This window comes from Bacteroides sp. OF03-11BH (assembly GCF_003604005.1).
Classification (GTDB): Bacteria; Bacteroidota; Bacteroidia; order Bacteroidales; family Bacteroidaceae; genus Bacteroides; species Bacteroides ovatus.
On sequence record NZ_QTMW01000009.1, the window covers coordinates 163383 to 177024 of the forward strand.

Below are 13642 nucleotides of genomic sequence, written 5' to 3' on the forward strand. Positions count from 1 at the left end.
AGTTAGTGTCTGCTTTTTGGCTGCAAAGATAGTATTAAATGTATATCCCGACTAATCTCCTCCACGATTTCTTTCGTAGCCATTGACAAACATTCGGTCATATCATCCAGGCAAGCGGCATTGGCGGACGGTGAATCTTCGAATCTTTGCGCTTTGGTAGTTTGCTGATATTCTGTAGAGTAGGTTTTATCAAGTAGGCAATCTTCCTTTTGAGTGAGGCGGATAGAAATGGCAAGACTGGAAGCTGCCGGGCGAATTTTGTTATTGACAACCTCCAACATTTCTCCCTCAAACCAAGGGATACTTGACTGGTTGAGTTTGATTCTGGCACACGTCTCATTCTTTCTGATTTTTACTTCCAGCCGATAGGCGGAATCGGGAATCATTTTTCCTTTCTGATTATCTATCAGATGACAGCAGGTGCTACTGTTACATTCGGTAAGCAGTGCCTCCGTCAGAAATTCCCGATAGAGTTGGGTAAGAGAAGACTCTCCTAACCGAAGATGGAAAAGCTCACCCTCATAGTTATATAGCAGTAGCGGAATATATGCAGACTTTTTTCGTTTCACGCTGGTGTAATAATCCATGTTGGAGTAGTCGATGAAGTCCAGATATACGGTTTGATCTGCTTTCTCCTGATAGATAGGAGAAGTGAGCTCGTAATACAAGCTGGATTTTAAGGCTTGTATCTCCCTTAGCATACTCCGGCTGCTTCGGCAGGAACAGAACAGCGGTAATGCGATGAGTATAAATAGTAGGTGATGAGTTTTCATATCCATGGCTTTTCTATATGAATGATTTTGCTTGTCTCCGTACTGATCCCGACAATCCCGACCCCTCCGTGCACATTGCCGGGATATTTGATTGGTTCGTTTATTGTCTCATCATAAGCGTCGGAATCTGCCAGGTTGAGTGCTTTCAGATAGTAATATTCGGTTTCTGTAATGCTTAACAGACGCACAATAATATCCATCTTTACATTCGTTCCATATTTGGAAAGCCCCTCAACATTTGTCTGGTTGTAAACTGTCATGGTATAAGATGTATTTTTGAATCGTGAGTCGTCAAACACCCCATATATATTCTTTACAGTGTCGAACATGCCATTATCTTCGTCATCGCTGTTGGTAGGCTGTCCGTCTGTCAACACAACATCTTCGCGAGATATAAAATGATAACGGTGTGTGGTTTGAGTGACATATTCGCCTATTTCATTATTATAGTCTTTCACTGTCATTTGCTTATCCATGATAAGTCGATAGAAATTATTTTCGTTGGGGCGATCTTTGATGTTGATTTTATATCGAAGATAATTCTGTGTATAATAATACTGTGTCAGTGGAACAGTGACCGTATCGATATCAGTTATTTCGTTGGGACGCTGTGGAACGGTAACTTCAGCCCATGCGTGATACTGCCCGTCGTCAGTGAGAGCGTCGATACGTACTACATCTCCGGGAGAGAACTTGCCGGAAATATTGAAGCGGCATTGCATATCTCCTTCCGCCTGGGGTGGGAGCGGACGTAAACTTTCTGACAACTGTCCGTTAACACGTACTTCCACGGTGGCTTTTTCTGCATGAGTGGCGTATCCTCTTCCCGTGAAATTGAGGTAAAGAACATTGGTCAGACTATCTGCGTTGATTAGTGCGTTCATCACTAGTTTGGGGGGATTGTCCTTTACACTAAACGGGAGTTCGTTTTCGCAAGATACTGTTGTCAGTAATGCTATTAACAGGATAAATGGATAATATATACGAGTTCTCATAATGGGTTTAGAATTTATAAGTGTAAGTGAATGATGGAATTAATGGAAGTATAGTATACTTCTTGATAATCGGTTTGTAGGGATCGTTTTTGCTGGTGCTGCGATATACGAAGGTAGGATTCATCGCATTATATGCATTATACAGACTGATATTCCAGGTACGCATACCATGTTTGGTCTTTTTGTTGAAATTGACTCCCACATTCAACCGATGACTGGCTGGTAACCGGTAATTATTACGATGCTCCACATACGAAGCTTCTCCGATGGTGGGTGAAGTTATGCCTGAATCAAAATAATCTCCATATCCTCCTCCAAATCCGTTGTTTGTGCCATCGCTAGGACGGATGACAGCGGTTTTCTCTTCAGGGATTGTACTTGTTCCACCTGTATAAAACACCCAGGAAGCACCGATGTCGATACGTTCGCTGAACTTATGGTTGATTGTCAGGTTGATATTGTGTCTTCGGTCATATTTATATGGAAACCGTTCACCGTTGTTGATACCGCCTTTGGCAAACTGACGATCACTTTTGGACAAAGTGTAGGACAGCCATCCCGTCGTTCTTCCAAGTGTCTTCTGTGCCATAAACTCAATACCTGCCGAACGTCCCTTGCCCATTTCCACTTTATTTTCCCAACCGGCAGAAGAACCGAAGAAGCTGACTCCTTCCTTATACTCCAATACATTATACATATCTTTATAATAGCCTTCTACCGAGAATTCCCATCCCTCGATTCCCGTATAGTATCCGCCTAATGAATATTGGTGAGAGCGCATCGGTTTGATTTTTTTAGTCACGGGAACCCATAAGTCCGTAGGCATTGCGATTGGCATGGATGATAACAGATGTACGTATTGGCTCATTTGTGTATAAGAGGCTTTCAGAGTTACGTCTTTTCCTAGTTGATAACGGGCGGAAATTCGTGGCTGCAAAGAAGAATAACTCTGCTTCTGTACCTGAAACAAGGAGAAGTGTAATCCGAGATTCAGACGCAGACGGTCATTCACCTTGATGTTGTCTTCCAGATAAGCCGATAGCTCATGCCCGTAAATCCGGCTGTTGGCGATGCTGTGGTAAGTGGTGTCGCGATCTACTTTGTCTCCTGTTTTCTCGGAGATTTTGGATGTCATGACCTCCGGACGAAACCGATGATAGATATATCCTGTACCAAATTTAATGTGGTGTGTGGGAGACGGGTTATAATCGAAATCAATCTGATAGCTCCAGTCATTGATCCCAGAACGATAATCGGCTGAATATCGGTTGATTATCGAAGCTCCCATACTGTTAGCATATTTATTGTTGTTGTATGAGTTGACGTCGAATAAATAGTTGTTGTAAGAGATAGTCGTGTTGCTGAACAGACGGTTGTTGAATATATAGTTCCATCTGGCGGAAACAATGGTATTTCCCCAATTCATTGTACTTCCATCTTTGGAGTCGGTATCCCCATCATAATTGGCGGAAAAATGATCTTTCCCGTTGTAAACGCTTAGATAGATACGGCTCCGGTCGGAGAATTTATGATTGATTTTGGCATTGATGTCATAAAAGTAATAACCATATTCTTCATCATTAGGCATAAATGGCTTAGCGATGAGATCGACATACGAACGTCTGGCGGAAATGTTGAAAGAGGTTTTTCCTTTCACAATCGGGCCTTCCAGATTGATTTTGCTGGTTAGTAATCCGATACTAAGGGTACCGTGGTATTTCTGCATGTCTCCGTCATTGGTGCGGACATCAATGACGGAAGAAAGACGTCCGCCGAAACGTGCCGGAAAGGAGCTTTTGAATAGTGTTACCTTTTTGACGGCCTCCGGAGTAAAAACCGAAAAGAATCCGAACATGTGGTCTACGTTGTATACAGGAGTTCCATCCAGTAGAATAAGATTCTGGTCCGGACTGCCGCCGCGTATATACAGTCCGGCTGAACCGTCTACTCCTGCCTGTACGCCGGGCATCAGCTGGATGGCTTTCATGACATCTGCTTCTCCCAGTATGCCCGGCGTATTTTTAATCTGTGTCATCGGAATTTCGATAGAGCCCATCTGGGTAGCTATGGTGCCCGTTTCAGTTTTATCGGAAACGATCACTACCTCCTGCAACTGCGTGTTTCCCTGCATACGGATATTCAGCAATGTATCTTGTGAGAGCGTAAAATGATGCGCTTCTGTGGCATAACCCAGATAGGAGAAACGCAGTTCGGTTTCTCCTTCGGGCAAAGTGATGCTGTAAAAACCGTAAGGATTGGTGGTTGTTCCTTGATTCTGATGACTCTCAATGATATTGGTTCCAATCAACGTCTCGGAAGACGTTCCATCCGTGACATATCCGCTGATAGTGAACTTACGGCCTACGGTTTTTGATTCTTTTTTCTTTTGCAGTAGAATATGGCGGCCGGTGAACTGATAACTGATCTGCTCATTCTTGAATACGAGGTCAAGTATTTCACGCAATGGCTTATCCTTTACCTGCAAATTGATTTTATGTTTGATGATAATTTCCTCGCCATAGATAAAAGAATATCCGGTTGAGTTTTCAATCCGCTTGACGAATTCTTTTAGTGTGGCGTTTCGTAGTGTCAGCGAAAGCCGGGCTTCCGCATTTTGTGCATATATTTGAGTAGTGATAAGGAGTGCCACCCCTATCAGAACAATGGTTCTGACAGGGAAGCGACCTTGGAATATTATATTCATCTTAGTCTGGTTTAGCAGTGATAATAATCTGTTTATTGTTTTGTGAGTAGTTGAAATAACCGGCATTATGTAATACAGATAAAATAGTTGCCAGATCTTCTCCATCGCGGAATCGTGCTGTGATCCGGTAATTTTGCAAAGTTGTATCGGCTATTTGGATCGTCGCTCCGAATGAGTTGGACAGTTCGCGGGCAATCTCCTGTAAAGGCAGGTCGTCGAATATAAACTCTCCTTGTCGCCAGGAAATTTCATCTTCTGCATTCTCTAAAACCTTGCGGGTGAGTTTTTCTTCTATCTTATTATATATAGCAATCTCGTTAGGCTTCAAAACCATACGAACAGATTTACTTTTATTGCTGACTGCTACCGAGCCGGACAATAACGTTGTCTTTACATCCAGATTGTCATGATATGCATCTACATTGAAATGGGTTCCCAGCACCTGAACGTCAATCGTTTCAGTCTGCACGATAAACGGATGTTTTGGGTCCTTGCTTACTTCAAAATAGGCTTCTCCATTTAGCTCCACTTCCCGTTTGTCCGATTGGAACTTTTCCGGATAAGAAAGCGAAGAATAATGGTTGAGCATGACGGAACTACCATCAGGGAGGCGGACAGTACGTGTCTCTGCCAGAGTGGAAATCGTTTGTATTGCAGCAGGTTGCATATATAAATAAGCTGTCCATACCGATAGGCAAAGTAGAGCTACTGCCGCTGCTGCCGAGAAGGTGCGTATCAAAGTCAGATGCCGGGTATGCGACTTCAGTCTTTTTTTTAGTTCCGGGTAACTGGCTGCTGCTGAAAAACGCCCTCGCGGTGAACGCGTGGAAGCAATGAGCTGATTCAGTATTTCTTCTAATTCCGTATCGGTGTGTTTCATATTTTTTTCTGTATTACTCTTGATCCATTATTTTCGTTTCAACAGAATGGTCAGTTTGCTGATTCCTCCTTCTTTCCATTGGGGAGTGCAGGATAAAGTGACATTCTGTTTATTCAATACCATCTGTTTGGGATAGATTTTAATGATAGTCGTAGCCGACTTCTTACCCGCTTTGATGATTACTTTCTTTTCCGTCAGTTGTATGACTGCTGCTTGCCCTGTTACCGGAGGAGGTGCGGCAAGTACTACCGTCCGGTCTTCTTTCGCTTTCTCCATCGCCACAATTTTAATTTCCAATTCACACTCTGATTTGTTTCCTTCACATTCTACTGTTTCCTTCGAATGTTCGAATCCTGCATAGTCTTTGGGCAAATTGTCGTTGTCATTGTTGCATGAGAACAGGCACAGGCAAGTTGATAGAAGAACAAGGATTCCAATGTTTGCGTCATTTAGCTTTTTCATTTTTCTGTCTTTTTTAGTGATTGATTTATTTGTTGATAAAGACCGGAGGGTGACAGAAACTCCCTACGCTCTTTTTCTAAATAATTGTTAATCTATTTCTGCCCGGCTAATCATTTCTTTGAGTCGTGTGATTGCTTTCTGAAGTTGTGCATCCACTGTATTCATGCTGATACCTAATTCTTCCGCTACTTGTGCATAACTTTGTTTTTCTTCGCGGATGCGAATGAATACTTCCCTGCAACGTTCCGGAAGCCGGTCGAGTGCCTTTACGTAAAGAGCAAATAATTCTTCACTGATGAGTGATTCTTCCGGTGAATAGCTCTGTTCCTGTGGCTCAGGCAGAGAATCAGGATGAATGTAAGTGTGTTTTGATTCTTTTTCCAGATAATTGAGCGAAGCATTCTTGACGAGAATGAAACAATAATCTTCAATGTTTCTCACATCAAGTAAATTGCTACGCTGTTTCCATAGTTTCAGAAATACGTCGAGAACGATTTCCTGCGACCATTCTTCCTGCTTCACATAGTAGTAGGCTATGCGGAAGAGGCGATCGTAAGTCATGTTGTAAAAGTCCCGGAAAGCAGTTTGTGAATCCAGTTCTTTCATTTGCCGCAATAACTTTCTAACTTCTGATTCGGTCATCGGCTTGCTGTTTGTTTTGTTAATCTACCCAAAGTAAATCACTCATTATACTGTCGGAGATGAAAATACCTTCACGAGTCAAGCGTAAGGCTCCATCGTGTTCTTCCAGTTTCCCATTTTTCAGATAAGGCGCAGCCATTCTCTGGCAATACTCCCACATCTCATTGCCGAACATCTGTTTCAGCTTTTCTATAGGTGTTCCCCATACAGTACGTATGGTAGTGATAATAAATTCATTGTAGCGGGTCGTCTGATCCAGATACTCTATTTCGAAAGCACGGCTGTTTTCCTCTATACCTTTTATATATGTATCGATGGAAGAAACATTCCATTCCCGTGTCATCCCGTCAAAGGAATGTGCCGACGGTCCGCACCCCAGATAAGGTATTCCTTTCCAGTAGGAACTGTTGTGACGAGAGTACTTGCCCGGACGGCAGAAATTCGAAATTTCATAATGTTCAAATCCCGCTTTCTGCAGATGCTCTATCAGTAACGTGAAAAAATCTAAACTGGAATCTTCGTCCACCTCCGATATCTGATGTTGTTTTAACATATTATATATAGGTGTATCTTCCTCGTAAATCAGATGATAAGCGGAAATATGTTCCACGTTCAGACTGATAGCCTGACGAAGATCGTTTTCCCATCGTTCCTTGTTTTCTCCCGGTAATCCGTAGATAAGATCGATGCTTATATTTTGAAAACCGGCTTCCCGACATCTGTGAACAGCTTCGATAGCTGTATGGGCATTGTGACGGCGTTTCAATAGTTTGAGAGTGGGATCGTCAAAAGTCTGTATTCCCATGCTGATACGATTGAAAGGGAGCGAAGAAAGCATTTTCAGATATTCACTTGTCAGGTCGTCGGGATTGGCTTCCAATGTGATTTCCTGGCAATGGCTTAATCCGTAATGTGTCCGGATCGTATCAAATATCTGTTCGAAATCTTCTTTTTCCAATTGAGACGGGGTTCCGCCACCGAAATAAACGGTTTCTATATCTTCTCCTTTCAGGTAGTCTTTCCGCATGGCTAACTCCCGGCAAAGTGCTCGTACATAACGGGTTTTGAGCTCGCTACGGGTGGTCGAGTAGAAATCGCAGTAGATGCACCGTGTTTTACAAAAAGGAATATGAAGATAGATACCTGCCATAGTTGTGCCGTTTGAGTTTAGTGGCTGTAAAAGTAAGATTATTATCAGATATAACAAAAAATCTTATTGACTGAAATCATTCTTATGAGGCGTTGCATAGATAAGTTGTCTGACACCCGGGTCTCATTGGTATTGACACCCGGGTGTCAGCACTATCAACACCCGGGTGTCGGTATGCCTGAGACCCGGGTGTTGGACAATCCGTTTGTGCAGTCTAAATATTATATGCATATATACTATTGAATGGCGGTTCGTATAGAAATTAAATTATGAGCAAGCAAAAAATGTTTATGTTAAAGATGTGTTACATAACATTGTTTAGTAACACCGTCATAAGTGTTGCTTTTCCCCCAATTAATCCCTAATTTGCGCATCACAAAATTAATGGTATGTGAGAAACATACTGAGTAATTACTAAAATCTTATATATTATGAAAGTATATCAGACTAATGAAATCAAGAACATTGCCTTGTTGGGAAGTTCTGGCTCTGGGAAAACCACTCTCGTGGAAGCGATGCTTTTCGAGAGTGGTGTTATAAAACGTCGCGGATCTGTTGCCGCAAAAAACACTGTTAGCGATTATTTCCCTGTTGAACAAGAGTATGGTTACTCCGTTTTCTCCACCGTTCTCCATGTAGAATGGAATAACAAAAAACTTAATATTATTGACTGTCCGGGATCGGACGACTTCGTAGGCAGTACAGTAACTGCACTAAATGTGACCGACACAGCAATCATTCTTCTTAATGGCCAATACGGCGTCGAAGTCGGTACACAAAATCACTTCCGTTATACAGAAAAGCTGAATAAACCTGTTATTTTTCTAGTCAACCAGCTTGATAATGAAAAATGCGATTATGATAATATCCTCGAACAGTTGAAAGAAGCTTATGGCTCTAAGGTTGTTCCTATCCAATATCCAATAGCTACCGGTCCGGGCTTTAATGCACTGATTGACGTGCTGTTGATGAAGAAATATTCGTGGAAACCCGAAGGAGGGGCTCCGACTATCGAAGATATTCCGGCAGAAGAAATGGATAAGGCTATGGAGATGCACAAAGCATTGGTAGAAGCTGCTGCCGAGAATGATGAAAATCTGATGGAGAAATTCTTCGAACAAGATTCTCTTACAGAAGATGAAATGCGCGAAGGTATCCGTAAGGGATTGATCGCCAGAGGTATGTTCCCCGTATTCTGCGTTTGTGGAGGTAAGGATATGGGCGTTCGCCGCTTGATGGAATTCTTGGGTAACGTTGTTCCTTTTGTTTCTGAAATGCCGAAGGTACAGAATACCGAAGGTAAAGAAGTGGCTCCGGATACTAACGGACCGGAATCCCTTTATTTCTTCAAGACCAGCGTGGAGCCGCATATCGGTGAAGTTTCCTATTTCAAAGTGATGAGCGGTAAAGTTCATGAAGGAGACGATTTGCTGAATGCCGACCGTGGTTCGAAAGAACGTATTGCGCAGATTTATGTGGTAGCCGGTGGTAACCGCGTCAAGGTGGAAGAACTGCAAGCCGGTGATATCGGTGCTGCTGTGAAACTGAAAGATGTGAAAACCGGTAATACGCTGAACGGTAAGGATTGCGACTATAAATTCAACTTTATCAAATATCCGAATTCTAAATATACCCGTGCTATCAAGCCAGTGAATGAAGCGGATGTGGAAAAGATGATGAGTATTCTGAACCGTATGCGTGAGGAAGATCCTACCTGGGTGATCGAACAGTCAAAGGAGTTGAAACAGACTTTGGTACACGGACAGGGAGAATTCCATCTTCGTACATTGAAATGGCGTTTGGAAAATAACGAAAAACTGCCGGTGAAGTACGAAGAACCGAAGATTCCGTATCGTGAAACGATTACAAAAGCCGCTCGCGCCGATTATCGTCATAAGAAACAATCCGGTGGTGCCGGTCAGTTTGGTGAAGTTCACCTGATTGTAGAACCTTATAAAGAAGGTATGCCTGTGCCCGATACGTATAAGTTCAATGGACAGGAATTTAAGATTACCGTGAGAGGTACGGAAGAAATACCATTGGAATGGGGTGGTAAACTGGTGTTTATCAACAGTATCGTCGGTGGTTCTATCGATGCGCGCTTCCTGCCTGCTATTATGAAAGGTATTATGTCTCGTATGGAGCAAGGTCCGTTGACGGGTTCGTATGCTCGTGACGTGCGTGTCATTGTTTACGATGGTAAGATGCACCCGGTAGATTCTAATGAAATCTCCTTTATGCTTGCCGGACGTAACGCCTTTAGTGAAGCCTTCAAGAACGCCGGTCCGAAAATTCTGGAACCGATTTATGATGTGGAAGTGTTTGTTCCGTCTGATAGGATGGGAGATGTGATGGGAGATCTTCAGGGACGTCGTGCCATGATTATGGGTATGAGTAGCGAAAAAGGTTTTGAGAAACTGGTTGCTAAAGTTCCTTTGAAAGAAATGTCGTCCTACTCTACAGCTCTTAGCTCACTCACCGGCGGACGTGCTTCGTTTATTATGAAGTTCTCTAGTTATGAGCTTGTTCCGGCAGATGTTCAGGATAAGTTGATGAAAGACTTTGAGGCTAAGCAAGTAGAAGAATAAAGATAAATGATATGTGATAGTTGATTGAAAATTCGCTATTTACTATCTGTTGGTTATAAACTATCAACTTAAACGTTAAAACTGTTCCCTTTTTTAAGTAAAAGGGGACAGTTTTTGTTTAACTATGATTAATAAAGATAGAAAAACGCAAGGAAAAGATTTAATTTTTTATTAAATTTGCAAACCAAAGGAGGGGTTTTGTTGTTGTAGTAATCAGAATACAACCTAAATAGCTCCTTACGGTTAATTTCCGGGAAGTTCCGGTTAAATCAAGTTAATGCATTAGGAGTGTTAATTAGGGAGTGTTAATTTTGTTGCTATGAAGAAGTCAACAATTTGGATATTAGGTATTGTAATGGGGCTTTCCTTCCTTAGCCTGCTGTATTTGCAGGTTAGTTATATCGAGGAAATGATGAAAACCCGTAAGGAACAGTTTGATTCGGCTGTACGCAATAGCCTGGATCAGGTTTCCAAGGATGTGGAATATGCAGAGACCAGACGTTGGTTGATCGAAGATATTTCAGAAGCGGAAAGAAAAGCACTGATTGCGAATAACGCTTCCATACAACAAGACAACTTGATTCAGCAAACGCAACGGTTCACGGTGAAGTCTAAGGATGGAAAGGTATATTCGGATTTTGAGCTGAAAGTGATGACCACCAAGCCCTCCGAGCTTCCAAAGGCTATGATTTCTCCTTACAGGGGAACAAAGACTATTCCGGAAACTTCGCGTTCATTAGTGGAAGCCATCAAGAATCGGTATATGTATCAACGGGCGTTACTCGATGAAGTGGCCTGGCAGATGATTTATCGGGGAAGTGACAAATCGATTGGAGACAGAGTACGGTTCAAAGAACTGGATGACTATCTGAAATCGAGCTTATATAATAATAGTATAGACTTGCCTTATCACTTTACGGTGATTGACAAAGACGGTAGGGAAGTCTATCGTTGTGCGGATTATGAGGCAAAGGGAAGTGAGGACGCTTATCAGCAGGCATTGTTCAAGAATGATCCGCCTGCAAAAATGAGCATATTGAAAGTGCACTTTCCTGGTAAGAAAGATTATATCTTTGACTCAATTAGTTTCATGATTCCGTCGTTGATATTTACGCTGGTATTGTTAGTGACATTCATCTTTACGATTTATATCGTATTCCGGCAAAAGAAACTGACGGAAATGAAGAATGACTTTATCAATAATATGACGCACGAATTTAAAACACCGATATCTACCATTTCATTGGCAGCGCAGATGTTGAAAGATCCCGCGGTGGGAAAATCTCCGCAGATGTTCCAGCATATATCGGGAGTGATTAATGATGAAACCAAGCGCTTGCGCTTCCAGGTGGAAAAGGTGCTCCAGATGTCGATGTTCGAACGTCAGAAGGCAACTTTGAAGATGAAGGAGATTGATGCGAATGAATTAATTTCAGGAGTTGTCAATACCTTTGCGCTGAAAGTGGAACGGTATAATGGTAAGATAACATCGAACCTTGAGGCCACCGATCCTGTTATATTTGCAGATGAGATGCATATCACGAATGTAATCTTTAATCTGATGGATAACGCGGTGAAATATAAGAAACCGGAAGAGGATCTGGAACTGAAAGTGAGAACGTGGAATGAGTCGGGTAAACTGATGATTTCGATACAGGATAACGGTATTGGTATCAAAAAGGAGAACCTGAAAAAGATATTTGAAAAGTTCTATCGTGTACATACGGGTAATCTGCACGATGTGAAGGGCTTTGGACTGGGATTGGCTTATGTGAGAAAAATTATATTGGATCATAAGGGAACCATCCGGGCGGAAAGCGACCTGAACGTGGGAACTAAATTTATTATTGCATTACCTTTATTAAAAAATAATTGATATGGACGAGAAACTGCGTATTTTATTATGCGAGGATGACGAAAATCTTGGCATGCTTTTAAGAGAATATCTACAGGCAAAAGGTTATTCTGCTGAGTTATATCCTGATGGAGAAGCCGGTTATAAGGCTTTCTTGAAGAATAAATATGACTTGTGCGTGTTTGACGTAATGATGCCTAAAAAAGACGGCTTCACACTGGCACAGGATGTCCGTGCAGCAAATGCTGAAATTCCTATTATCTTCCTGACTGCTAAAACGCTGAAAGAAGATATCCTGGAAGGATTTAAAATCGGTGCGGATGATTATATCACCAAACCGTTTAGTATGGAAGAATTGACGTTCAGAATTGAAGCAATCTTGAGACGTGTTCGTGGAAAGAAGAACAAAGAAAGCAATATCTATAAGATTGGTAAGTTTACTTTCGATACACAGAAACAAATTCTGTCGTCAGAAGGCAAACAGACTAAACTGACTACCAAAGAATCTGAACTGCTCGGATTGCTTTGTGCGCATGCAAATGAGATTTTGCAACGTGACTTTGCTTTGAAAACGATCTGGATCGACGATAACTATTTCAATGCCCGTAGTATGGACGTGTATATCACGAAACTACGTAAGCATCTGAAAGAAGATGATTCTATCGAGATTATCAATATCCACGGAAAAGGCTATAAGCTGATTACCCCGGAAGTTGAATCTTAATAATCGCATTTGAGATGACTACAAATAAAAAATCCCGGAAACATTCGTTTCCGGGATTTTTTATTGATTTTTGCGAAATTAATCAGCGATCTTCTTATTAATAACAATATAAGAAATGAGTCCCAGTACTACAAGTACTACAGAAGTACCCAGAATGGCGTTGTTATTTACATTACCTGTAAATGAACAACCCAACAGGATGACTACTCCGGCCAAGATTAATATCAATCCTAAGTTCTTTAATAAGCCTTTCATGCGTGTGTATTTTAATAGATTATAATATTCCAGTCACAAATTAAAGCATAATTCTTTAACGGGCGAAATTATTTGGATAAAAATTCCATTATAAATGCACGATTTAGTGGATTTTATGATTTGAAGAGAAGTTCTTCTACCTAATCTTTTGTATTGTAGAATACCTTTTTCAGTACCTCCTGTCCAATGCTCAATTCGTCGAGAGTGATACCGTGAAGAGCCTCTTTCAGGGTCTGTCCGGCAATGATACGCGCTTTTTCTTCCAGTTCTTTCCCGTCTTTAGTCAGGTGAATCAGATTGGTACGGCGATCTTTTTTGTCGGAAATGCGCACAACGAGATGCTGCCGTTCCATATTGTCTATCAAGCGGGTCATGCTGGGTTTGTCTTTAAAAGTTGCATTACACAACTCTTGTTGTGTAACACCGTCTTTTTCCCACAAAAAAATGAGTACCGTCCATTGCTCCGGACTGATTTCCAGCCCGTTCTGACGGAAGTTACGGTACAGCTTACGGTTGATTGCCGCGGAAACTTTGCCATTTAATATGGCGAATATAAGCCGGATATCGAAATTAAATTGCTCTATCATGAAATTATTGTTTAAACAACTTTGCAA

At 41.7% G+C, this 13642-nt stretch carries 12 protein-coding genes; 3 read left to right on the top strand and 9 right to left on the bottom strand.

The annotated features are described in order from the left end of the window. Window positions 1-2: 2 nt before the first annotated feature. The 7 genes from DXA54_RS09325 to hemW all read right to left on the bottom strand — a co-directional run bounded on the left by DXA54_RS09325 (window position 3) and on the right by hemW (window position 7606). Window positions 3-773 (bottom strand): hypothetical protein, encoded by a 771-nt coding sequence (locus DXA54_RS09325; RefSeq protein WP_008025024.1) that lies wholly within the window; start codon window positions 771-773, stop codon window positions 3-5. Continuing rightward, window positions 770-1768, bottom strand: a complete 999-nt coding sequence (locus DXA54_RS09330; RefSeq protein ID WP_032844020.1) for a DUF4249 domain-containing protein — start codon at window positions 1766-1768, stop codon at window positions 770-772. The genes DXA54_RS09325 and DXA54_RS09330 overlap by 4 nt, the downstream gene beginning before the upstream one ends. Before the next feature lie 7 nt (window positions 1769-1775). Next, window positions 1776-4472 carry a TonB-dependent receptor gene (locus DXA54_RS09335; RefSeq protein ID WP_120079299.1) on the bottom strand — a complete coding sequence of 899 codons (2697 nt, stop codon included), beginning with the start codon at window positions 4470-4472 and terminating at the stop codon, window positions 1776-1778. Window position 4473: 1 nt separating this feature from the next. Next, the gene (locus DXA54_RS09340; protein WP_120079301.1) at window positions 4474-5352 is read right to left on the bottom strand and encodes a FecR family protein; all 879 of its coding nucleotides are present in this window, start codon (window positions 5350-5352) and stop codon (window positions 4474-4476) included. 27 nt (window positions 5353-5379) lie between these two features. Next, entirely contained in the window at window positions 5380-5814 is a 435-nt protein-coding gene (locus DXA54_RS09345; RefSeq protein WP_004299320.1) for a hypothetical protein, read from the bottom strand. An 87-nt stretch (window positions 5815-5901) separates the two neighbouring features. After that, window positions 5902-6456 carry an RNA polymerase sigma-70 factor gene (locus DXA54_RS09350; RefSeq protein WP_008650130.1) on the bottom strand — a complete coding sequence of 185 codons (555 nt, stop codon included), beginning with the start codon at window positions 6454-6456 and terminating at the stop codon, window positions 5902-5904. Window positions 6457-6475: 19 nt separating this feature from the next. After that, the gene (gene hemW, locus DXA54_RS09355; RefSeq protein WP_008650132.1) at window positions 6476-7606 is read right to left on the bottom strand and encodes a radical SAM family heme chaperone HemW; all 1131 of its coding nucleotides are present in this window, start codon (window positions 7604-7606) and stop codon (window positions 6476-6478) included. Between the two features lie 431 nt (window positions 7607-8037). On the opposite strand from hemW, the gene DXA54_RS09360 reads away from it, so the two are divergent. The 3 genes from DXA54_RS09360 to DXA54_RS09370 all read left to right on the top strand — a co-directional run bounded on the left by DXA54_RS09360 (window position 8038) and on the right by DXA54_RS09370 (window position 12773). Beyond that, entirely contained in the window at window positions 8038-10194 is a 2157-nt protein-coding gene (locus DXA54_RS09360; protein WP_004306606.1) for an elongation factor G, read from the top strand. A gap of 319 nt (window positions 10195-10513) precedes the next feature. Beyond that, window positions 10514-12070: a sensor histidine kinase gene (locus tag DXA54_RS09365; protein WP_004306607.1), complete on the top strand. Its 1557-nt coding sequence runs from the start codon at window positions 10514-10516 to the stop codon at window positions 12068-12070. A 1-nt stretch (window position 12071) separates the two neighbouring features. Next, window positions 12072-12773: a response regulator transcription factor gene (locus DXA54_RS09370; protein ID WP_004299326.1), complete on the top strand. Its 702-nt coding sequence runs from the start codon at window positions 12072-12074 to the stop codon at window positions 12771-12773. Window positions 12774-12851: 78 nt separating this feature from the next. Here DXA54_RS09370 and DXA54_RS28180 read toward each other — a convergent pair whose 3' ends face one another. Beyond that, window positions 12852-13028, bottom strand: coding sequence for a hypothetical protein (locus DXA54_RS28180; protein ID WP_004326214.1), 177 nt, complete (start codon window positions 13026-13028; stop codon window positions 12852-12854). Window positions 13029-13168: 140 nt separating this feature from the next. Continuing rightward, window positions 13169-13615: a MarR family winged helix-turn-helix transcriptional regulator gene (locus tag DXA54_RS09375; protein ID WP_004306609.1), complete on the bottom strand. Its 447-nt coding sequence runs from the start codon at window positions 13613-13615 to the stop codon at window positions 13169-13171. Between the last annotated feature and the right edge of the window lie 27 nt (window positions 13616-13642).